This is a genomic window from Arthrobacter sp. NPDC056493 (genome assembly GCF_042795115.1).
Classification (GTDB): Bacteria; Actinomycetota; Actinomycetes; order Actinomycetales; family Micrococcaceae; genus Arthrobacter.
Map to the genome: position 1 here is coordinate 1 of NZ_JBHTSL010000058.1, position 21335 is coordinate 21335.

General features: G+C 67.3%; 17 protein-coding genes and 1 pseudogene. 9 read left to right on the forward strand and 9 right to left on the reverse strand.

Features of this window, described 5'->3' with window-relative positions; translation table 11 throughout:
* Window positions 1-63: 63 nt before the first annotated feature.
* Together ppgK and map are read right to left on the reverse strand one after the other, a co-directional pair.
* A complete protein-coding gene (gene ppgK / locus ACFQ50_RS19395) occupies window positions 64-867 on the reverse strand; it encodes a polyphosphate--glucose phosphotransferase (RefSeq protein WP_377997268.1) in 804 nt (267 codons plus the stop codon).
* Window positions 868-947: 80 nt separating this feature from the next.
* Entirely contained in the window at window positions 948-1826 is an 879-nt protein-coding gene (gene map / locus ACFQ50_RS19400; protein ID WP_377997269.1) for a type I methionyl aminopeptidase, read from the reverse strand.
* 124 nt (window positions 1827-1950) lie between these two features.
* Between map and ACFQ50_RS19405 the strand changes: the two genes are divergently transcribed.
* Window positions 1951-2115, forward strand: coding sequence for an SPOR domain-containing protein (locus tag ACFQ50_RS19405; RefSeq protein ID WP_190603389.1), 165 nt, complete (start codon window positions 1951-1953; stop codon window positions 2113-2115).
* Window positions 2116-2134: 19 nt separating this feature from the next.
* On the opposite strand, the gene panB is transcribed toward ACFQ50_RS19405, so the two are convergent.
* Window positions 2135-3040: a 3-methyl-2-oxobutanoate hydroxymethyltransferase gene (gene panB, locus ACFQ50_RS19410; protein WP_377997270.1), complete on the reverse strand. Its 906-nt coding sequence runs from the start codon at window positions 3038-3040 to the stop codon at window positions 2135-2137.
* Window positions 3041-3283: 243 nt separating this feature from the next.
* Here panB and glnA (ACFQ50_RS19415) point away from each other — a divergent pair, with 243 nt between their 5' ends.
* From glnA (ACFQ50_RS19415) to ACFQ50_RS19435, 5 genes are all read left to right on the forward strand, one after another.
* Complete coding sequence (gene glnA, locus ACFQ50_RS19415; RefSeq protein ID WP_076798006.1) at window positions 3284-4624, forward strand: type I glutamate--ammonia ligase; 1341 nt, start codon at window positions 3284-3286, stop codon at window positions 4622-4624.
* A 9-nt stretch (window positions 4625-4633) separates the two neighbouring features.
* The gene (locus ACFQ50_RS19420) at window positions 4634-7645 is read left to right on the forward strand and encodes a bifunctional [glutamine synthetase] adenylyltransferase/[glutamine synthetase]-adenylyl-L-tyrosine phosphorylase (RefSeq protein ID WP_377997271.1); all 3012 of its coding nucleotides are present in this window, start codon (window positions 4634-4636) and stop codon (window positions 7643-7645) included.
* A 21-nt stretch (window positions 7646-7666) separates the two neighbouring features.
* Window positions 7667-8092, forward strand: a complete 426-nt coding sequence (locus tag ACFQ50_RS19425) for a VOC family protein (protein ID WP_377997272.1) — start codon at window positions 7667-7669, stop codon at window positions 8090-8092.
* A 6-nt stretch (window positions 8093-8098) separates the two neighbouring features.
* Window positions 8099-8614 carry a GNAT family N-acetyltransferase gene (locus ACFQ50_RS19430; protein ID WP_377997273.1) on the forward strand — a complete coding sequence of 172 codons (516 nt, stop codon included), beginning with the start codon at window positions 8099-8101 and terminating at the stop codon, window positions 8612-8614.
* Window positions 8615-8717: 103 nt separating this feature from the next.
* Window positions 8718-9383 (forward strand): hypothetical protein, encoded by a 666-nt coding sequence (locus tag ACFQ50_RS19435; protein ID WP_377997274.1) that lies wholly within the window; start codon window positions 8718-8720, stop codon window positions 9381-9383.
* A 120-nt stretch (window positions 9384-9503) separates the two neighbouring features.
* Here ACFQ50_RS19435 and glnA (ACFQ50_RS19440) read toward each other — a convergent pair whose 3' ends face one another.
* On the reverse strand, window positions 9504-10928 hold the full coding sequence (glnA, locus tag ACFQ50_RS19440) for a type I glutamate--ammonia ligase (protein WP_377997275.1): 1425 nt from the start codon (window positions 10926-10928) through the stop codon (window positions 9504-9506).
* A 272-nt stretch (window positions 10929-11200) separates the two neighbouring features.
* Between glnA (ACFQ50_RS19440) and ACFQ50_RS19445 the strand changes: the two genes are divergently transcribed.
* Window positions 11201-11638 carry an RDD family protein gene (locus ACFQ50_RS19445; protein WP_377997276.1) on the forward strand — a complete coding sequence of 146 codons (438 nt, stop codon included), beginning with the start codon at window positions 11201-11203 and terminating at the stop codon, window positions 11636-11638.
* Between the two features lie 9 nt (window positions 11639-11647).
* Here ACFQ50_RS19445 and ACFQ50_RS19450 read toward each other — a convergent pair.
* From ACFQ50_RS19450 to lipB, 4 genes and pseudogenes are all read right to left on the reverse strand, one after another.
* Window positions 11648-11950 (reverse strand): annotated as a pseudogene (locus ACFQ50_RS19450) (DUF3817 domain-containing protein); the annotation flags it as partial.
* Between the two features lie 133 nt (window positions 11951-12083).
* Window positions 12084-12836 carry a DUF4191 domain-containing protein gene (locus ACFQ50_RS19455; RefSeq protein ID WP_377997277.1) on the reverse strand — a complete coding sequence of 251 codons (753 nt, stop codon included), beginning with the start codon at window positions 12834-12836 and terminating at the stop codon, window positions 12084-12086.
* Window positions 12837-12924: 88 nt separating this feature from the next.
* Complete coding sequence (lipA, locus tag ACFQ50_RS19460) at window positions 12925-13944, reverse strand: lipoyl synthase (protein ID WP_377997278.1); 1020 nt, start codon at window positions 13942-13944, stop codon at window positions 12925-12927.
* Window positions 13941-14609: a lipoyl(octanoyl) transferase LipB gene (lipB, locus tag ACFQ50_RS19465; RefSeq protein ID WP_377997279.1), complete on the reverse strand. Its 669-nt coding sequence runs from the start codon at window positions 14607-14609 to the stop codon at window positions 13941-13943. The genes lipA and lipB overlap by 4 nt, the downstream gene beginning before the upstream one ends.
* Window positions 14610-14772: 163 nt before the next feature.
* Between lipB and ACFQ50_RS19470 the strand changes: the two genes are divergently transcribed.
* Window positions 14773-16818, forward strand: coding sequence for a protein kinase (locus ACFQ50_RS19470; protein ID WP_377997280.1), 2046 nt, complete (start codon window positions 14773-14775; stop codon window positions 16816-16818).
* A gap of 1 nt (window position 16819) precedes the next feature.
* Here ACFQ50_RS19470 and ACFQ50_RS19475 read toward each other — a convergent pair whose 3' ends face one another.
* The gene (locus tag ACFQ50_RS19475; protein ID WP_377997291.1) at window positions 16820-17713 is read right to left on the reverse strand and encodes a TIGR01777 family oxidoreductase; all 894 of its coding nucleotides are present in this window, start codon (window positions 17711-17713) and stop codon (window positions 16820-16822) included.
* A gap of 73 nt (window positions 17714-17786) precedes the next feature.
* On the opposite strand from ACFQ50_RS19475, the gene ACFQ50_RS19480 reads away from it, so the two are divergent.
* Entirely contained in the window at window positions 17787-21326 is a 3540-nt protein-coding gene (locus ACFQ50_RS19480) for a S41 family peptidase (RefSeq protein WP_377997281.1), read from the forward strand.
* The last annotated feature ends 9 nt before the right edge of the window (window positions 21327-21335 follow it).

Below are 21335 nucleotides of genomic sequence, written 5' to 3' on the forward strand. Positions count from 1 at the left end.
ACACGGGGTCTGCCGCCCTTCGGCGTTTTTGGCGGGCCGTGTTTGCCGCGGCCCGCGCGCGGTTTACTTGGCCAGTTCGTGCTTGACGGCGATCTCGAGGGCAGCGCCCACGATGCCGGCCTCGTTCTTCAGCTCGGCGGGAACGATCGGGGTGCGCAGCTTCATGTGCGGCAGGTATTCATCGGCGCGCTTTGAGATGCCGCCGCCCACGATGAAGAGCTCGGGGGAGAACAGGAACTCGACGTGGGAGAAGTAGCGCTGCAGCAGGACACTGTATTCCTCCCAGCTGAGGCCGTCCCTTTCACGGGCCACAGCGGACGCCTTGCTCTCGGCGTCGAAGCCGTCGATCTCCAGATGGCCGAGTTCGGCGTTGGGTACCAGGCGGCCGTTGAAGATGAACGCGGATCCGATGCCGGTGCCGAGCGTGATGACCAGGACGGTGCCGTCGATTCCGGCGCCGGCGCCGTAGCGGGCCTCGGCCAGGCCGGCCGCGTCGGCGTCATTGATGACCTCCACGGGACGGCCCAGGCGCGCCGTGAGCAGCGCATCAATGTCCGTGTTGAGCCAGCTCTTGTCCACATTGGCGGCGGAATGGACCACACCGTGCTGGATGATGCCGGGGAACGTCACGCCGATGTGGCTGTCAGCCTCGGGCGCGTCGGGACGGGCCGAGAGTTCCTCGACGACCTTGGCCACCACCTCGACCACTGCTTCCGGCGTGGCCGGCTGCGGGGTCGCCAGGCGGAAACGCTCGCCGATCAGTTTGCCCTTCTTCAGGTCGACAATGCCGCCCTTGATTCCGGTTCCGCCGATGTCGATGCCGATCAGCGGGGCGTTCTTGCGGGTCTTTTCGTCCTTCTTGGCCAATGGAATTCCGTTCGTGGCAGGGTAGGGGCTTGGGCTGGGCAAGCGGGACTTGCCCGAATGACGCGGGCGGTTGCCTGGCGTCAGGGAAGGGTAAGGATCTCGGCACCGGATTCGGTGACGAGGAGCGTGTGTTCGAACTGCGCGGTGCGCTTGTGGTCCCTGGTGACGACCGTCCAGTCGTCGGCCCACATGTCCCATTCGATGGTGCCGAGGGTCAGCATGGGCTCGATCGTGAATACCATGCCGGGCTCGATCACGGTGCTGTAGGCGGGCGCGGCGTCGTAGTGCGGGATGATCAGCCCGGTGTGGAAGGCCTCGCCTACACCGTGTCCGGTGAAGTCGCGGACCACACCGTAGCCGAAGCGCCTGGCGTAAGACTCGATGGCGCGGCCGATCACGTTGATCTGGCGGCCGGGGGCAACGGCCTTGATGGCGCGGTTGAGGGACTCCCTGGTCCGTTCAACCAGCAGCCGCGACTCCTCGTCCACATCGCCCACCAGGAAGGTGTAATTGGTGTCGCCGTGCACCCCGCCGATGAAGGCGGTGATGTCGATGTTGAGGATGTCGCCGTCCTGCACCACCGTGGTGTCCGGAATGCCGTGGCAGATGACCTCATTCAGCGACGAGCACAGGGACTTGGGGAAGCCGCGGTACCCCAGCGTGGACGGGTAGGCGTTGTGGTCCAGCAGGAACTCGTGGCCGATGCGGTCCAGTTCGTCGGTGGTGATGCCGGGCCGGATGTGATTGCCCACCTCCACGATGGCCTGCGCGGCGATCCTGCTGGCCACCCGGATCTTCTCGATGGTTTCCGGTGATTTGACCTCTGACCCGGTGAATTTGGCCGGGCCTGGCTTGCCGACGTACTCCGGCCGCGGGATCGCCGCGGGAACAGACCGCTGCGGGCTGACGGTTCCCGGGGTAAGCGTGCCGGTGGGTGCGGTCGAGGCTAAGGAAGGCATAGATTGATCATATAAGGCAGCACAGAACGCCATGTAAATTAATGCGCCCGGCGGCGACCGTTCCGGGTTACGTTACGTGGATCACGGCGGCAGTGCGCCGTTAACCGGAAAGCGAGGAGCTCCGATGCCCGAGTACTGGTACAACGTCAAGACCCACATGGTGGAGGAAGACGCGATGTCGGACTGGACCCAGCTGATCGGTCCCTACAAGACCCGGGAAGAGGCGGAACACGCCCTCGAGAAGGTCAAGGCGCGCAACGAATCCTGGGAAAAGGGCGACGACGACTGACCCTGGAAGACGACTGACCCTAGAACGAGTGCTCCGGTCCGGGGAACTGTCCCGACCGGACGTCCTCGCCGTAGGCCTTGGCCGCGTCGCTCAGGACGGTCCGCAGGTCCGCGTACTGCTTGACGAACTTGGCCATCCTGCCGCCGCGGAGGCCGGCCATGTCCTGCCAGACCAGAACCTGCCCAGTGGTGGCATTGCCTGCGCCGATTCCGATGGTGGGCACGGAAATGGCAGCGTCCACGGCCTTTGCCGTTTCCGCTGGAACCATTTCCATGAGCACGCAGAACGCGCCTGCGTCGGCCAGTGCAGCGGCGTCCTCGACGAGCCGCGCGGCGTCCTCGCCCCTGCCCTGCACGCGGTAGCCGCCCAGGGAATGCTCACTCTGGGGCGTGAAACCGATGTGGCCCATGACCGGAATGCCGGCCTGGACCATCGCCCTCACCGTGTCGGCGTAGAACTTGCCGCCCTCGAGCTTCACTGCGTGCGCCAGGCCCTCCTTGAGGAAGCGCACTCCGGTGGCCACGGCCTGCTGCGGCGAAACCTCGTAGCTGCCGAAGGGGAGGTCCGCCACCACCAGGGCGCGCTTCGCGGAGCGCGTGACGGCCCGGCATAGCGGCAGCAGCTCGTCGACGGTGACGGGAAGGCTGGTTTCGTTGCCAAAGACATTGTTGGATGCGGAGTCGCCCACCAGCAGAACCTCGATGCCGGCCTGGTCGAAGATCTCTGCCGTGTACTGGTCATACGCCGTGAGCATGGCGAAATGTTCGCCGCTGGTCTTCGCCTGCTGCAGGTGGTGCGTGCGGATCCGGGAGAGCGGCTTCCGTGCGGATTCCGACGGCGGCGCTGCAGCTGCCGAGGGGCCGTTCCCGTAGGGTGCAGGTACTTCAGCGGACGTGCTTGGATCGGGACTGCTGCTTGGGGCCATGGCTAGAGCGTAGTCCGGGACCCGCCGTGCTAGCCACCGGCCGCCATGGGATGCCGGGTGATTCGCGTCATAGCGGGATTGTCCGGGTGGGGCGGTCTGTTCTCCGGTCGAGTGTTAACGCTGTGTTACACGGCGCAGCCGCGCCAGCATCATGCCTAAATGCTTAGTAAAGTGATTCGTGAGCTGCCGCTGCTCCGTCGTGGACGGACCGGGGCATGAACGTAGACCGGAGAAGAGGCCTTCATGGACCGCCAGCAAGAGTTTGTCCTGCGCACGATCGAAGAGCGCGACGTACGTTTTGTGCGCCTGTGGTTCACCGACGTCGTGGGCTCGCTCAAGTCGGTGGCGTTGGCGCCTGCGGAGGTCGAAGGTGCCTTCGACGAGGGCCTCGGCTTCGACGGCTCGGCCATCGAAGGCCTTGCCCGTGTCTTCGAGTCGGACATGCTGGCCCAGCCGGACCCGTCCACCTTCCAGATCCTTCCCTGGCGCGGTGAGACGGAGCAGACGTCCCGCATGTTCTGCGACATCCTGACTCCCGATGGCGAGCCCTCGGCAGCGGATCCCCGCAACGTCCTGAAGCGGACCCTGGCCAAGGCCGCCGATATGGGGTTCACCTGCTACACGCACCCCGAGATCGAGTTTTACCTGCTCAAGTCGCAGGAGCCCGGCCCCGACGGTTCACCCATTCCGGTGGACGAGGGCGGCTACTTTGACCACGTCCCCGGCGGCGTGGCCCAGGACTTCCGCCGTACCGCCGTGACCATGCTGGAATCCGTGGGTATCTCCGTCGAGTTCAGCCACCACGAGGCCGGCCCGGGCCAGAACGAAATCGACCTGCGCTACGCGGACGCCCTGCAGACGGCGGACAACATCATGACCTTCCGGACCGTCATCAAGGAGGTGGCGCTGCAGCAGGGCACGTACGCCACCTTCATGCCGAAGCCCTTCACGGCCCACCCGGGTTCGGGCATGCACACGCACTTCTCGCTCTTCGAAGGTGACACCAACGCCTTCTTCGAGGCTGGTGCGGAGTTCCAGCTCTCCAAGACGGCGCGCCAGTTCATCGCCGGCATTCTCAAGCACGCCCCCGAATTCACCGCTGTCACCAACCAGTTCGTGAACTCCTACAAGCGCCTCTGGGGCGGGGGAGAGGCACCCAGCTACCTGAGCTGGGGGCACAACAACCGCTCCGCCCTGGTCCGGGTCCCGCTGTACAAGCCGGGCAAGGGACAGTCCGCACGGATCGAATACCGCGGCATCGACTCGGCCGCCAACCCGTACCTTGCCTACGCCGTACTCCTGGGCGCCGGGCTGAAGGGCATCGAGGAAGGCTACGAGCTGCCGGCAGCGGCGGAGGACGACATCTGGTCGCTGAGCTCCGCGGAGCGCCGGGCCATGGGCCACGACCCCCTACCCGCCAGCCTGCACGACGCCATCCGTGCCATGGAGGACTCGGAACTGATGCCGCAGATCCTGGGCGAACAGGTCTTCGAGCACTTCCTGCGCAACAAGCGGGCGGAGTGGCAGGACTACCGCCTGCAGGTGACCCCCTATGAGCTGCAGCGCAACCTCGCCATCCTTTAGGCGGCTGGGGTGAGCTTGGCCCGCCGGCTCATTACCGCCGGCTTCAGTGACCTCGAAAAGGGCGAACGGTTCCTTGCTGCCCCCGAGCTGGAAGGCATTGACCAGGACATCCTCTTTGCGGGCCTGCAGCTGGCGGCGAACCCGGATGCCGCGCTGCAGTCCCTGGTCCGGCTGATCGAAAAGCATCCGGACCTGAGGAAGCTGGCGGCGGCGGACACCGAGGTGAGCGAACCGCTCTACCGGGTCCTGGGCGCCAGCGAGGCGCTGGGTGAGTTCCTGATCCGGCACCCGGAGCACCTCGACGCGTTCAGCGTGACCGCCAGCCCGGAACCGCTCCAGGCCGATCCGGCCGAGCTGCGTGCCCAGCTGCTCAGGTCGGTCCGCGCCGATCCGAACGCGGCCCGGCCGGTGGCGGGGATCTCGGGCCCTGAGGCCTACGAGGCGCTCCGCACCGCCTACCGCAGGGGCGTGGTGGATCTTGCCGTCAAGGACCTCTGCGCCGCTGACCCGCTGGACTTCATGCCCGCCGTCGGCGCTGAACTCGCGGACCTGGCCGGGGCAGCCATTGAGGCGGCCCTGGCGGTCTCCCGCACCGAAGCGGCGGGGAAGTTCGACGCCGGGGAGGTCGCCGACGTCGCACTGTCGGTGATCGGAATGGGCAAATGCGGAGCCCGGGAACTGAACTACATTTCCGACGTCGATGTCATCTATGTGGTGGAGGCAGGTGAGCTGGACGACGCCCGCGCCAACACCATCGGCACGGCGCTGGCCTCCGGCATCTCGCGGGCCATTTCCTCCCCGGCGCGCGAGCCCGGCCTTTGGGAAGTTGACGCCAACCTCCGGCCGGAAGGAAAGTCCGGCCCGCTGGTCCGGACCCTGGCTTCGCACCAGAGCTATTACGCCCGCTGGGCGGAAAGCTGGGAGTTCCAGGCGCTCCTGAAGGCACGGACCATTGCGGGCGACGCAGAGCTGGGCGCCCGCTACGAGGAGGCCGTGTCACCGCTCGTGTGGACCTCGGCGAACCGCGACGGATTCGTTGAATCCGTGCAGGCAATGCGCCGCCGGGTGACCGAACACATTCCGCCGGCCGAGGAACAGCGGCAGATCAAGCTGGGCCGCGGCGGACTTCGCGACGTCGAATTCACCGTCCAGCTGCTCCAGCTGGTGCACGGCAAGTCGGACGAATCCCTCCGCCGCCGAGACACGACGTCGGCCATTGCCGCGCTGTCCACCGGCGGCTATATCGGCCGGGCTGACGCGGCCGCGTTCGACCAGGCCTACCGGTACCTGCGGTTGCTTGAGCACCGCATCCAGCTTTTCCAGCTCCGCCGCACCCACCTCATGCCGGTCAAGGAGGAGCCCCTGCGCACCCTGGCCAAGGCAGTGCTGGGCCCCTTCTCCACGGACCGGCCGCACCCCGACGCCCTGCTGGCCGCGTGGCAAAAGACCAAACGCTCCGTCCGCGAACTCCACGACAGGATCTTCTACCGTCCGCTCCTGAACACGGCCGCCAAGCTCAGCAGCGAGGACGCACGCCTGACTCCGGAGGCCGCGCAGGGCCGGCTCGCGGCGCTGGGTTACCGGGACCCGCAGGGCGCACTCCGCCACATCGAGGCCCTGACCGCCGGGGTCAGCCGGCGGGCCGCCCTGCAGCGGCAGCTGCTGCCCATCCTCCTCGGCTGGCTGGCCGAGGGCGTGGACCCCGACGCCGGCCTGCTCGCCTTCCGCAGGATCAGCGAGGCCCTCGGCACCACGCACTGGTACCTTGGCATGCTCCGCGATTCGGCGGCGGCGGCCGAGCGGCTGTGCCATATGCTGTCCAACTCCCGGCTCATTGCCGACCTTCTTGAAGTCTCGCCGGAATCGGTGTCGTGGCTGGGGACGGATAAGGAACTGGCGCCGCTCAGCTTTGAGGCGCAGTGGCACGAGATCACGTCCAAGATGTCCCGGCATGCGGACCCGGAAAGCGCCATGCGCCTGATACGGCTCATCAGGCGCCGTGAAATCCTGCGGATCGCCATCGCGGACAGCGCCGGCCTGCTCCGGCAGGGACAGGTGGGGGCGGCGCTGGCCGAGACGGACCGCGCCGCCATTCTGGGCGCGCTGCGGGTGGCCGAAAACATTGTCTCTGCCGCCGGCCCGCTGAAGACGTCGGTGCTGGTGGTGGCCATGGGCAGGCAGGGCGGGCTGGAGATCGGCTACGGGTCCGACGCCGACGTCCTGTATGTCCACCGTGCGCTGCCCGGAGCCACGGACGATGAAGCCCAGCAGCAGGCCGCAAAGATCGTGGGCCATCTGTCAACGCTTCTGACGCAGCCGCTCAAGCCCGCGATCATGGCCGAGCGGGTCCTTGCCGTGGACGCAGACCTCCGCCCCGAGGGCAAGAACGGGGCCATGGTCCGGTCACTGGAGTCCTACGGCGAGTACTACCGCCGCTGGTCGCTCATCTGGGAGGCGCAGGCACTTCTCCGCGCCCGGCCGATCGCCGGCGACGACGGGCTCGCGGCCGACTTCGTGAAGCTGATCGACCCCATCCGTTACCCGGACGCCGTCTCCGACGCGGACGTCCGGGAGATACGCCGCATCAAGGCGCGGGTGGAATCCGAGCGGCTGCCCCGCGGCGCCGATCCTGCCAGGCACCTTAAGCTGGGACGCGGCGGCCTGAGCGACGTGGAATGGCTGGTGCAGCTGCTGCAGCTCCAGCACGCCGGCAACCACCCCGAGCTGCGCACCACGTCCACCCTGAAGGCTCTTCACGCGGCCGCCACGCTGGGACTGCTGGAAGACGACGACGCCCGCCTGCTGGCCGCCGCGTGGCGGCTGGCCAGCAGGATCCGTTCCGCGAACGTGATCTGGACGGGCCGCGCTTCCGACCTGCTGCCCTCCTCGCGGCGCGACCTGGAGGCCGTGGCCAGATGGTGCGGCTTTGAGGAAGGGATGGCCGCGGCCTTCGAAGAGGACTATCTGAGGGTGAGCCGGCGGGCCCGTGCCGTGTTTGAGAAGGTCTTCTACGGCCACTGAACCGGTGCTAGGTTTGGGCGCATGGCTACCCAAATCTTCATGAACCTGCCCGTCAGGGACCTCGATAAATCCGTGCAGTTCTTCACTGCGCTTGGCTTTACTTTCAACCAGGACTACACGGACGAGAACGCCACCTGCATGGTGATCAATGACGACGCCTTCGTGATGCTCCTCGTGGAGAAGTTCTTCAAGACGTTCACCGCCAAGGAGATCGTGGACGCCACCTCGGCCACCGAGGCCATCATGGCCTTTTCGGTGGACAGCCGGGATGCCGTGGACCAGATGGTGGGCAAGGCCCTGGCCGCGGGCGGAACCGAATCGCAGCCGGCCCAGGATTACGGCTTCATGTACAGCCACAGCTTCCAGGATCCGGACGGGCACCTTTGGGAGGTCATGTGGATGGATCCGGCGGGGCCGCCCGCCGACGGGGCGGCACCTGCCTCCTGACGGATCATGAGGCCGGACGTATGGCTCATTCCATTGCGGGACCTGGATGCCGATGCCCGGGCCATCCAACTGGGTGCCGTGGCGGAACTGGAACTCGCCCCCGGTCAGCGGGAGTTTGTGGGCGAGCCTCTGCGCATGATGCTGGCAGGGCTCGAAGACGGGTCCCGCAGGCCCTATGTCATCGAGGCGGGCGGCAGGGCGGCCGGTGTGCTGACTCTGCAGTCGGGAGCAGCCGGGCTCGCCGGCTGGCCCGACGACGAATCCGCCTGGCTGCTTCGCGGGTTCCTGATCGACAGGCGCCGGCAGGGCCAGGGCCTGGGCCAGGCGGCCGCCTGTGCGGCAGTGGCGACGGCCGCCAAACTGACGGCCAGGCTGGGAGGCGGCCAGGCCGGCGTCGTGCTTTCAGTCAACGAGCGGAACCCCGCCGGGCAGGGCGCCTACGTGAAGGCGGGTTTTGCGGACAAAGGCGTCTATCTGGGCGGCGACGCCGGTCCGCAGCGGACCATGTACGCCGCCTTCTGACGGCTGGTCCCGCGCCGAAACGCCGCCGGACCGTTGCGCCGGTACGGGGGCGTGCCTACGCTGTGTCTTGGCAGTGCACTTCAAACCTTGTTGGGGGGAAGGCTTGAAAAGGTCTTCGTCTCGGAGGCACTCGCCGGAACAGGCTGGCTCCCGGTCTCAGCACGCCTGGAGCCAGCTTTCGGCGCGTGAGCTTCCGCAGCGCCAAAGGCTCCGCGATGCGGCACGCCAGGATGCGGACCATGCCAAAGCGGAGGCGAAGGGCAGCCGTGCCAGGAGGCTCAGGAGGGCCGAGCTGCTGCTCATCGGAGCGGGCGTCGCGGCCACGCTCATCGCGGCGGCGTACCAGTACGTGGGGATCAGAAGCACTTTGGAAAGCAGTACTGCCTCCTCGCTCTATGCCCAGCAGCAGGAGATCGACAGGATTTTCGTGGACAACGTCGAGCTGCAGCCGTACTTCTGGCACCGCCAGGAACTGCCCGACCCGTCGGTAATCCCCGACCCTGCGGCGAAACTGGAGGCACAGCACCTGGCGGCCCGGGCCGAAGCGACAGCCCACCGCATCCTTGACCACTTCGCCCACCTCAAGTACCAGATGGGCACGCAGGCCTTCACCTCCGAACGCACGGACTGGGAGGCCTACATGCAGCGGAGTTTCGCGGACTCCCGAATTCTGTGCCGCGCGCTGCGGGGAGACCAGGAAGCCTATGGCGGCACCGGTCCGGACTCCCTCTGGGGACGGTACGCCGAGGAACCCTGCGGGGGAACGTGACCGAAGCCGGGGGGAGTGACCGAAAAACGTCCATGTACCAGAGAACGGCCAAGGGCGGCCACCGGTCAGTAACCGGTGGCCGCCCTTGGCGGTGTCAGGAGGGTCTCCCGAGGGGTCGGACTAGACGCCGTAGTAGAGCTCGAACTCGTAGGGGTTCGGGCGCAGGGACAGCGGGCGGATCTCGTTCTCGTACTTGTACTCAATCCAGGTGTCGATCAGGTCCTGGGTGAACACGCCGCCGGCCTGCAGGAACTCGTTGTCCTCGGCCAGTGCTGCCAGTGCTTCCTCGAGGGTGCCCGGCGCCTTGGGGATGTCCTTGGCTTCTTCGGCCGGGAGCTCGTAGAGGTCCTTGTCGATCGGAGCCGGCGGCTCGATGCGGTTGCGGATGCCGTCGATGCCGGCCATCAGCTGGGCAGCGAAGGCCAGGTACGGGTTGGAGGAGGGGTCCGGAGCGCGGAACTCGATGCGCTTGGCCTTCGGGTTCGAGCCCGTGATCGGGATACGGATACCGGCGGAGCGGTTGCCCTGCGAGTAAACCATGTTGACCGGGGCTTCGAAGCCCTTGACCAGACGGCGGTAGGAGTTGACCGTCGGGTTGGTGAACGCGAGAACAGCGTCGGCGTGCTTCAGCAGGCCGCCGATGTACCAGCGGGCGGTGTCGGACAGGCCGGCGTAGCCCTTCTCGTCGTAGAACAGCGGCTCGCCGTTGCTCCAGAGCGACTGGTGGCAGTGCATGCCCGAGCCGTTGTCACCGAAGACCGGCTTCGGCATGAACGTGACGGACTTGCCCCAGGCGTCGGCCGTGTTCTTGATGACGTACTTGAACTTCTGCAGGTCATCAGCCGCGTGGGTCAGCGTGGTGAACTTGTAGTTGATCTCGGCCTGGCCGGCGGAGCCCACTTCGTGGTGGCTGCGCTCGACCTCGAGGCCGGCCTCGTCCAGCGCAACACACATAGCGTCACGCAGGTCGGCCTGCTTGTCGGTCGGGGAAACCGGGAAGTAACCGCCCTTGACGGGGGTCTTGTAGCCGAGGTTTCCGCCTTCTTCCTCGCGGCCGGTGTTCCAGTGCGCTTCTTCGGAGTCGATCTTGTAGAAGCTGCCCTCGGGGGAGGACTTGTACTGGACGTTGTCGAACACGAAGAACTCTGCTTCGGGAGCGAAGAACGCGGTGTCGGCGATGCCGGTGGAGGCGAGGTAGGCTTCAGCCTTTTCAGCCACGCCACGCGGGTCGCGGTGGTACGGGTCGCCCGTACGGGGGTTCACGATGGAGAAGTTCAGCGCAAGGGTCTTCTCCATGCGGAACGTGTCCAGGAACGCGGTGGTGACGTCCGGGATGAGCTGCATGTCAGACTCGGCGATGCCCTGGAAGCCGCGGATGGAGGAACCATCGAAAAGCTGGCCGTTGACGAAGAAGTCCGCGTCGACGCTCTTGGCGGGCACGTTGAAGTGCTGCTGAACGCCGGGGAGGTCGGTGAAGCGGATATCGACAAACCGAATGTCTTCATCTTTGATGAACTTGAGGACTTCGTCCGCAGTCTTGAACATCTATGCTCCTTACGCATATGTAATATCTGGCTAGAAAGCCAAGTGGTCCAGCGCAATCCAATGGGGCGGAAACACAAAAGTGCCCCGCTCCTGGCTCGCTAGCAACTGGTACCACCCTAGGGATTCGGGGTTTCCCGTCCGTGTCCGCTTTGTTTCCGGCAGGTTACAGAACCTACTGATATGTAAACGCTATACGGTGTCCACACTGTGGTCCATGCCTATCCAGAGTGTGAACGTCCGCGGCGTCGCGAGCGGCTCGGTAAACTTGGCGGGTGGTAGATCGCAAAGACATCGGTTCGTGGCTCAGCGGGCCGGACACTTCCGGCATTTCCAAGTACCCGGGGGAACGGCTCGGCTTTCCCGAGTCAGGCCCGCGGTCCATGGCCCGCGCAGGCCGGCGGATCCTGGCGATCACCATCGATTGGACCATCGCGCTGCTGATCAGCAACGTGTTCCTGGCCGGCAATTCCATGGCCACGCTTGGCGTCTTTGCGGCGGAGCAGATCCTGCTGATTGGAACCCTGGGCTACAGCATCGGCCACCGGGTGATGGGCATCCATGTGGTGAAGCCGGACGGCTCAGCGGCCGGCCCGCTGGCCGCCCTGGTCCGCACGGTCCTGCTCTGCCTGGTGATCCCGGCGGTCATCTTTGACCCCGACCAGCGCGGACTCCATGACAAGGCCATGAACACGGTCCTCGTCCGCAGGTAGCCGCCCGGGGGAGAGGTGTCCCCGGCGGAGCGCCCACCGTTCAAACAGGACCGTGGCGAAGGGGAAAACCGCCGAGAGGCCGGCGAACAGCGCCACCTGGAACGGCCAGCGCTGCAGCCGCCACAGGACAAGGGCTGCCGCGGCGTAGCCGATGAACAGCGCACCGTGCACCGGGCCGGCAATCTCCACGCCGAGTTCGGTGGTCCCGGCGACCCACTTGAAGTACATGCCGGTGAGGAGCGCGGCCCAGCTGAAGGCTTCGGCCACCGCCAGCAGGCGGAAGACCCGGACGACGGCGGACGGGAGTTTCACAGGAGGCTCCGGCTTCTGTAGGGGCTGGGGTCTGGCTGGTTTTCAAAATACCGATCACACGGGCAATGCCGCCCAAACGAGAAACGCCCCGGGGCCGGCGCAGGTGCGGCGGCCCCGGGGCGGATCAGGCGGATTAGCGTCCGCGCTGGGGACGGGCCTTGTAGGGGTCCACGCCCTTGGGGATCGGCAGGCGGCTGCCCAGCGACGAGATGCGCTTGGACACGGCGCTCACCTCGGTCTTGGTGAGCTCGTTGTTGAGCTTGTTCATCTTCTTCGCCACCTGGCTGATGGGGACCTGGCCCTCGCCGCGCCCGGTTTCGATGACGTGGATGGTGACATTGGGAAGGATGCGCGCCAGCTTCTTGCGTTCGCCTTCGATCAGCGGGCGCACGCGGTGGGTGGGGCCTTCAGCAACGAGCACGACGCCGGGACGCCCGACAGCGCGGAAAACGGCGTCCTGGGTCCGTGGGTTGACAGCCACGGGCTGCTCCTCGGTGATCCAGCCGCGCTTCAGCGTGCTGAGGGCAGCGCCGGACGCTCCTGGCTGGTTCTCGATCTGCGCGAAGGCAGCCCGCTCGGCCCGGCGGGACAGGATGAATGTTGCCGCCAGGAAACCCAGCGGGATGCCGATGATCAGGCCTGTAATCCAGTTATTCAGCAACAGGCCAACAATGAGGCTGACGGCCACGACGCCCAGGAATGCCAGCAGCATGAGCCACGGGACCATGGGGTCGTGGCGGCGGGTCATGTTGAAGACCTCGCGGATCTGCTTAAGCCGGCTGGGCTTCTTTTCCTTCACGGCCTCCGGCTTGCGCCCAAAGAGACCGCGCTTGGAGCCATCAGCGGCTGCAGGAGTGTTGTTGCTGGAGTCAGGGGAGTTCGCCATAGTGCCTTAATTCTACGTGATCCACGACAAAGGGCCGGACGCCGAAAAGTTCCGGCATCCGGCCCTTGGCCATGGGAAATACCTAGTGCTACTGGTGCGCCGCGAGCAGGGTGCTGGCTTCCTGGCGGGTGGTTCCGGAGTCCTGGATGGCGTCGGCGATGTGGGCGAGTGCGGCGGGGATGTCGCGGCCTTTTTTGCGCATGGCGGTGGCCCAGAGCCGGCCGGCGCGGTAGGAGGAGCGGACCAGTGGGCCGGACATGACGCCGAGGAAGCCGATCTCTTCGGCTTCGTGCTGCAGGTCGACGAATTCCTGGGGTTTGACCCAGCGGTCCACGGGGAGGTGGCGTTCGGAGGGGCGCAGGTACTGGGTGATGGTGATCAGGTCGCAGCCGGCCCCGTGGAGGTCGCGGAGGGCCTCGGAGATTTCCTCGCGGGTTTCGCCCATGCCCAGGATCAGGTTGGACTTGGTGACCATGCCCAGGTTGCGGCCCTGGGTGATGACGTCCAGGGAGCGTTCGTAGCGGAACGCGGGGCGGATGCGCTTGAAGATCCGGGGCACGGTTTCGACGTTGTGCGCGAAGACCTCGGGTTTGGAGTCGCAGATCGCGGCGATGTGCTCGGGTTTGCCGGAGAAGTCCGGGATGAGGAGTTCGACGCCGGTGCCGGGGTTCAGTTCGTGGATCTTGCGGACCGTTTCGGCGTAGAGCCAGACGCCTTCGTCTTCGAGGTCGTCGCGGGCGACGCCGGTGACGGTGGCGTAGCGCAGCTGCATGGCCTGGACGGAGCGGGCCACCTTGGTGGGTTCGAACCTGTCCACGGGGGAGGGTTTGCCGGTGTCGATCTGGCAGAAGTCGCAGCGGCGGGTGCATTCGGAGCCGCCGATCAGGAAGGTGGCTTCCTTGTCTTCCCAGCATTCGAAGATGTTGGGGCAGCCGGCCTCTTCGCAGACGGTGTGCAGGCCTTCCTTTTTGACCAGGTTCTTCAGGCCGACGAACTCGGGGCCCATCTGGACCTTGGCCTTGATCCAGTCCGGTTTGCGTTCCACCGGGGTGGCCGCATTGCGCTGCTCGATCCGCAGCATTTTCCGGCCTTCTGGTGCCAGTGTCACAGGAGAGCTCCTTCGGGGGTTGCAACTAGGGCGTCTTCATTGTTGCGCAGTTCCTCGGTGATCCGCGAAACGAGATCGGCGGGGGACACGTCGCGGCCCGTTTCCAGGGCGATGGTGGTGACACCGGCATCGGTGATTCCGCAGGCGATGATCTGGCCGTACGGTGCGAGGTCGTTGTTGCAGTTGATGGCGAAGCCGTGCATGGTCACGCCCTGGCTGACCCTGATGCCGATGGCGGCAATCTTGCGGGCAGGGCCCTTGGCGTCCTCTTCGATCCAGACACCTGCACGGCCCTTGATCCGGACGGCGGTGATGCCGTAATCCGCGAGCACCGCGATGATCACGGCCTCCAGCCGTTCCACGTAGTCGCGGATGCCGGCCTTGTTCTTCAGCTTGATAATCGGGTATCCGATGAGCTGGCCCGGCCCGTGCCAGGTGAGCTTGCCGCCGCGGTCCACGGGAACCACGGGGGTGCCGTCGAAGGGCCGCTCGTGATCCTCGGTCAGCTTTCCGGCCGTGTAGACGGCGGCATGTTCGAGGAGGAGTACGGTGCTGGGGGCCTTGCCGGCCAGGACATTTTCATGGATTTCGCGCTGGATCTCCCAGGCGTGGCTGTAATCGACGAAATCCGGGGCAAGACCGAGCTTTGTGAACTCAAGAGTCATGCGTTCCAGCTTAGACCTCAGCCGGCGTCCTGCCCGGCAGTGTGCCCAAGCTCTCACCCCGGCCCTGGTCACATTCTGCGCCATTCCTAGTCGGGGCCGCGCGCCCGGGCCTGCCTGTGGATAACTTCTGCAGGAATTGCCGGTTTCCGGTACTCCTTAACCCATGGACGAGCACAGCCTGGATGATCACAGCCGGGAAAACCACAGCTTGGATGACCACAGCCTGGACATGCGCAGTCAGGAAAATCACAGTCTGGAAAACCACAGCCCGGAAGTCCGCAGCGCGAACACGCACGGTTCGGCAGGGGCGGCACCTGCCGTCGCAGGCTACTCTGTGTGCCGCCGGCTGGGCCGTGGCGGCAGCGCCGACGTGTGGCTGGTTTCGCAGGACACCACCGGCGTGAAGCTGGCCCTCAAGTGTTTCGGCCGGCCGGGCAGTGGTGAATCCAGAAGTGGTGAAGCCGGCAGCGGTGAATCAAGCAACGCTGCTGACGCACACCCGGCCATGGCCCGGGAAGAGGATGTCCGCCGTGAACTTCTGGTCATGTCTGTCCTGGACCACGAACACCTGGTGAAGGCTTACGGCGTGGTCGAAACGGATGAACCTGCAGGGGGCGGCTTTGGTCTTCTGATGGACTACGCGGCCGGGGGTTCGCTCCAGCAGTTGGTCACGGCGAGGGGCAGCCTGGGTGTCGGGGAAACGGTCACAGTCCTGACGCCGATCGCGCAGGTACTGGGCTATCTGCACGGCAAGGGCTTTACGCACTCGGACGTCGCACCCGGCAATGTACTCTTCACCGCCCATGGAAAGCCGCTGCTGGCCGACCTCGGCGTCGCCCGGATGGTGGGCGACGCGTCCGGTGTTCCTGCCGAGCACACCGACGGCTTTGCGGATCCGGCTCCTGTGGACGCGGTCCGGGCTGGTCTCCAGCCGGAGCGCGACGTCTATGCTGCTGCCGCCTTGGGTTGGTACTGCCTCACCGGACAGCCCCCTCCGCCGTCAGCCGTGAGGCCGCCGCTGTCCCTTCTTGTGCCGGACGTGCCGGCCGAACTCGCGGCGGCGCTGGAAGCGGGACTCAGCGATGACCGGCGGCAACGTCCGCCTGCCGCCGAGCTGGCCACTGCTGTGTACCGCAGCGCGGCCGCAGCCCCAGTGGACCTGTCCCGCTCGGTGCATGACACCGTTCTGCCCGAGTTGCTGACGCGCAGGCCCGTCCCGCCGTCCGGCGGGAGGCTGAAGAAGCGCCTGTTCGCGTGGGGAAGGCGGTTGAAGACCGTCGGCTGGGTAAAGGCGTTGGGCCGGCTGTCACCGCGTGGGGCATCGGCGGCGCCGGCTGCATCGCTCCCGCGCCCGGCTGCCAGGGATGCCGGAGACAGGCACGGTGTCAGGCACGCTGCGGTGCGGCCAGCTGCGGCCAGGCGAACCGTCAGGCACGCTACGGTGCGGCCAGTCGCAGCCAGCCAGGCGCCAAGGCACTCGACGGTCAGGCACTCCGCGGCGCGGCCAGTCGCGGCCAGCCAGGCGCCAAGGCACTCGGCGCCCAGGCACTCCGCGGACGGGCAGCACGCCGGGGACACCAGCCGCCGGCTGGTAGCGGCGGGCGGCGTGCTCACAGCAGCGGTGCTTTCCGGCGCTGTGCTCCTGGGGCTTCCCGGGGCGGCAAGGGATTCAGGCCAGGCGGCTCCGGACTCGGCGCCGGCGGCGCCCGAGTCAGATCAGGCGGCGCAGGAGGCAGTCCTTCCAACCCGCAGCCCCGGATCCTCGCGAGGCGCTGCGGCACAGGAGGCCGGCCTGCCATATGATGTCCGGCGGCGGCTCGCGGCGAAGGATCCTGTGGAAGCGGTCCTCGGACTGGCGCAGCTGCGTTCGCTGGCACTGCGGGAGGGCAGGCTGGACTTGCTCGATGCCGTCAACGCCCCGGACACCCCGGCTCAGGCCGCAGATGAACGGATCCGGGCCGGCCTGGCGAAATCCGGGACACTGCTGGCCGGCTTCAGCACAAGCCTCTCAGCCGTCCGCCGCCTGCCCGAAAGCACGGCTGCGAGGGCCGTGGTGTCGGTGACGTCATCGACCTCGGCCTATAAGGAGCAGTCGGCGGCAGGCGCCGTCGTGGCCACCGGCGCGCGGCAGCAGGACATCCGCCTGCGGCTGGTCCTTGTGAATTCCGAGGGACGCTGGCGCATCGCCGATATCCTGCCGGCGGCCTGAACTACTCGCCACCGACCACCCATTTGGCGGCAAGCGCCACCGAGGGATGCCGCCAGGTGAACCCGCTCTCCCTGAGCAGCGTTGGCTCGATCCGCTGGCTCGCGAGAAGGAGTTCGTCCGTCAGCCTGCCCATGACGAGGCGCAGCGCCGGGGCGGGCACGCGCAGCAGGGCAGGACGGTGAAGCGCCCTTGCCAGCCCGGTCACGAGGGTGTTGAGGTCGGCGGCTTCGGGCGCCCCAACATTGACAGGGCCCGAGTTGCCGGATGTGAGGAGGAACGCGAACGCGGAGGTGAGGTCGGGGAGGGTAATCCACGGCCAGTACTGCCGGCCGTTGCCCAGCGGGCCGCCAATCCCGGCCCGCAGCAGGGGCAGCAGGCGGCCCATGGCCCCACCCGACCTGCTCAGGACCACTGCCGTCCGCGGGGTCACGAGGCGGACTCCGGCGGGAGCCTCATGGGCTGCCGCTTCCCACTCGACGCAGATGCGCGCCATGATGCCCTGCCCGGCGGGGGAGTCTTCCGTCAGCATGGCGTGCCCGGCGTCCCCGTAGTAACCTGCGCCGGACTGGCTGATAAAGGTCCGGGGCGGGGAGTCGAGGTGGCGCATCGCCGAGGTCAGCGTGCGCGTGGGATCCAGGCGCGACCGGAACAGCTCATCGATCCGGCGCGGTGTCCATGGCCTGGCCCCGATGTTCGCGCCCGAAAGGTTGATCACGGCGTCGGCGCCCTCAAGGGAGGCCGGGTCCAGGGTACCGGCGGCGGGATCCCAGGCGATTTCCGACGGCGACGAGGGCGGCCGCCTCACCAGCCGGACGACGTCGTGCCCGTCGGAGGCGAGGCGGGATGAGAGTGCGGTTCCAATGAGCCCGGAGGCGCCGGCCATGACGATGCGCATGATCCATCTCACCATGTCCGGCACGGCAGGGCACCTCCCCGATGGCACATGTCACGTTGACTATGATCGAACGATGACCTCTTCGAGTTACCTCCGGTTCCCTCATGTTCACGGCGATCTGGTCACGTTTGTGGCCGAGGACGACGTCTGGATTGCCCCCCTCGGCGGCGGCCGCGCCTGGCGTGTTTCCTCGCTCCAGCTGCCGGCCCGCAACCCGCGCTTCACGCCGGACGGAAAGAAGCTGGTCTGGACGGTCGTGCAGGGGACGGCTCCCGAGGTGGTCATCGCCGATGTCGACGGCGGGGGATACCGCCAGCTGACCTTCTTCGGGCACAGCACTACCCGGGTTAAGGGCTTTACCCCTGCCGGGGACATCGTGGTCACCAGCGCGTTCCGCCAGGCCGAGAGCCGCCACACGCATGCCTACCGGCTGTCCACCGACGGCGGCTGGGCCGAGGAGCTCCCGCTGGGGCCGGTTGAGTCCGTGGCCTTCGGGCCGGAACTCGGGGACGAAAAGCCTGTGGTTGTGGGCAGTGTGCTGTCCCGCGAACCGGCCTGGTGGAAGCGCTACCGGGGCGGCACCGCCGGAAAGCTCTGGATTGACGGCGACGGAAACGGCGAGTTTGAGCGGTTCCTGCCGGAGCTGGACGGCAACCTCGCCGATCCCATGTGGGTGGACGGGCGCATCGCCTTCCTCTCCGACCACGAAGGCTACGGCAACCTGTACTCGGTTCTGCCCGGCGGCGGGGACCTGCGCCGCCACACCGACCACGAGGACTTCTACGTCCGCCATGCCTCCACGGACGGCAAGCGCGTGATCTTCGAATCGGCCGGTGAGCTTTGGCTCCTGCATGACCTTGGGTCCGAGGCCGTCCGGCTGGACGTAACGCTCGGATCGGCGTCCCAGGGCCGCCGTCCCTCACTTCTCAAGGTATCCAAACACCTCGGTGACGTCCGGCCGGACACCACCGGGGAAGCAAGCGCCGTGGAGTCCCACGGTACGATCCACTGGCTGCGCCACAAGGATGGGCCGTCCCGCGTTGTGGAAGCGACGGCCGGCGTCCGCGCCCGCCTGCCGCGTCCCCTTCCCGGCGGCCGGATCGCCTACGTGGCAGATCACGACGGCGACGAGGCCCTGATCATCAGGGAAATCGCGCCGCAGGTCCCGGCCCACGGCGGCGTAGCCGTAGCCGGAAAGGCCGCGCCAGCGGCCAAGACCACGGCCGCGCCGGACACCAAGTCCGCCGGAGATGAGCAGGAAACCGCGCCTCCTGCAGTTCCGTTGCCCAGCCCCGTCTCCGCCGCGGGAGTGGCCGGGCCCCGTGCCATCCATCCCGTGGCCGATGACGCCGCGGCCGACCTCGCCCCCGCCGGGGCGGCAACCGAAACTGCGGCCAGCCACGCGACCGCCGGCCCTGAGGGCGAATCAAGCCCGCTCACGGTCCGGTTCCCCAGGCCTTCACGCGCCAGCGCCATCGAAGCCAGCCCCGACGGCCGCTGGATCGCCATCGGAACCGCCTTTGGCGACCTGTACATCGCTGACACCCGGGACGGCACGCTGACGGCGGTGACCAGTATTGGCGAGGGCAGCATTGAGGATCTCGCCTGGTCGCCGGACTCCGTCTGGCTCGCCTGGTCCGAACCGGTGACATCCTTTGGCTCACGCAGCCGGCTGCGGCTGGTCCGCGCCGACGCCCGGGAAACCGGTGCCGGAGAGCCGGCTATCGTGGAGGTGACGGACGGGCGCTTCCGGGACGAATCGCCGTCGTTCTCCCCAGACGGCAAGTTCCTTGCCTTTCTTTCCAACCGCAGTTTCGATCCGGTCTACGACGGCCATTCCTTCGACCTGTCCTTCCCCAGCCCGATCAAGCCCTACCTCGTGGCGCTGGCGGCGGACACCGCTTCGCCGTTCGGCCCCGGCGTTGCCTTGGCAGATGAAACAGAGGCGGAGGGTACGGCCGCCGAGGGCGGGACGGCACCGGCGGCCGTCCGGGTGGACGCCGCAGGCCTCGCACACCGGGTCATCAGCGTCCCCGTTCCGCAGGGCAACTACTCGGACCTGACCGCCACCGACGGCGCGCTGCTGTGGCTCGACAGCGCCCTCGCCGGAGTCACCGGGGAGGGCAGGGCAAGCCTGGAGGACAAGAACGCCGCCCCGAGCCTGGTCCGCTTCGACCTGGCAAAGCGCAAGAGCACCACCCTCGTGGACGCCCTGGACAGCTACCGGCTTTCCGCTGACGGCCAGAAAGTGGTCCTGGTCCACGACAAGCAGGTCCGGGTGGTGCCCTCCGACGCCAAGGCCGACGAGGACTCCGGCCAGCTGGTCAAGGTGGACCTCACCCGCGTCCGCGTGCTGATGGACCCGCTAAGCGTGTGGGGACAGGCCTTCGACGAGGCGTGGCGGCTGCAGCGCGACTTCTTCTGGACAGAGGACATGGCCGGCCAGGATTGGGACTCCATCCACGCCCGCTACCGTCCGCTGGTAGAACGGCTCGGATCGCATGACGACCTGGTGGACCTGCTGTGGGAGCTGCACGGCGAGCTCGGCACGTCGCACGCCTACGTGCGTCCGGCGGCGGCCACCGAAAACGGCAGCAACGGCCAGGGCCGGCTGGGCGCCGACCTCGCGTTCACCGGCGAGGGCTGGGAAATCGAGCGCATCCTGGCCGGCGAGTCATCGGACCCGCTGGCCACATCGCCGCTGACCCGGCCCGGCGCCGACGCCAAGGCGGGCGACGTCCTGTTGGCCATTGACGGCGTGCGGCTCACGGAGTCGCTCACCCCGGCCAGGCAACTGGTGGGCGCGGCGGGGCGCGCGGTGGAACTGACCATCCGCAACGGCGCCGGCCACAGCGGATCAGCCGGAGTCCAGCGCCGGATCGCCGTCGTCCCGATCCGGGATGAGGAACGGCTCCGCTACCAGGACTGGGTGAATGCCAACCGCCGTACGGTCCGCGAGGCCTCGGACGGCAAGTTCGGCTACCTGCATATCCCGGACATGCTGGCCAACGGCTGGGCCCAGCTCCACCGCGACCTGGATACCGAGACCGCGCTTGACGGCCTGATCGTGGACGTGCGCCGCAACCGCGGCGGGCACACCTCCCAGCTCGTGGCCGAACTGATCGGGCGGAAGGTGACCGGCTGGAGCATGCCCCGCGGCGAAAAGCCGCGGACGTATCCGCACCACGCGCCGCGCGGCCCGGTCATCATCCTGGCCGACGAATTTGCCGGCTCCGACGGCGACATCATCACCCAGGTGTCCAAGCTGCGTGGCATCGGACCGGTGATCGGCACCCGCACGTGGGGCGGCGTCGTCGGCATCGACAACCGCTTCACCTTGGCCGACGGAACGGGCGTGACCCAGCCCCGCTACGCCACCTGGTTCAGTGGCGGCGTGGGCTGGAGCGTCGAAAACCACGGCGTGGCTCCGGACATCGAGGTGACGTTCCCGCCGCACGCCTATGCTGCCCGCCGGGACCCGCAGCTGGAATCCGGCATCACAGCGCTGAAGGAGATGGTGCAGGAGCTCCCGACGGACCGGCCGCCGGCCCGCGAGGGCTACCGCCGGCTGCGCCCGGAGCCGCTGCCGGCCCGCCGCCACACGGACGCCTAGCAAAGCAAA

Excerpts from the sequence above, each read along its gene's own strand:
- map (WP_377997269.1), bottom strand. The coding sequence starts at position 1,826 with ATGCCTTCCTTAGCCTCGACCGCACCCACCGGCACGCTTACCCCGGGA.
- ACFQ50_RS19405 (WP_190603389.1), top strand. The coding sequence starts at position 1,951 with ATGCCCGAGTACTGGTACAACGTCAAGACCCACATGGTGGAGGAAGAC.
- panB (WP_377997270.1), bottom strand. The coding sequence starts at position 3,040 with ATGGCCCCAAGCAGCAGTCCCGATCCAAGCACGTCCGCTGAAGTACCT.
- glnA (WP_076798006.1), top strand. The coding sequence starts at position 3,284 with ATGGACCGCCAGCAAGAGTTTGTCCTGCGCACGATCGAAGAGCGCGAC.
- ACFQ50_RS19425 (WP_377997272.1), top strand. The coding sequence starts at position 7,667 with ATGGCTACCCAAATCTTCATGAACCTGCCCGTCAGGGACCTCGATAAA.
- ACFQ50_RS19430 (WP_377997273.1), top strand. The coding sequence starts at position 8,099 with ATGAGGCCGGACGTATGGCTCATTCCATTGCGGGACCTGGATGCCGAT.
- glnA (WP_377997275.1), bottom strand. The coding sequence starts at position 10,928 with ATGTTCAAGACTGCGGACGAAGTCCTCAAGTTCATCAAAGATGAAGAC.
- ACFQ50_RS19455 (WP_377997277.1), bottom strand. The coding sequence starts at position 12,836 with ATGGCGAACTCCCCTGACTCCAGCAACAACACTCCTGCAGCCGCTGAT.
- lipB (WP_377997279.1), bottom strand. The coding sequence starts at position 14,609 with ATGACTCTTGAGTTCACAAAGCTCGGTCTTGCCCCGGATTTCGTCGAT.
- ACFQ50_RS19470 (WP_377997280.1), top strand. The coding sequence starts at position 14,773 with ATGGACGAGCACAGCCTGGATGATCACAGCCGGGAAAACCACAGCTTG.
- ACFQ50_RS19475 (WP_377997291.1), bottom strand. The coding sequence starts at position 17,713 with ATGCGCATCGTCATGGCCGGCGCCTCCGGGCTCATTGGAACCGCACTC.
- ACFQ50_RS19480 (WP_377997281.1), top strand. The coding sequence starts at position 17,787 with ATGACCTCTTCGAGTTACCTCCGGTTCCCTCATGTTCACGGCGATCTG.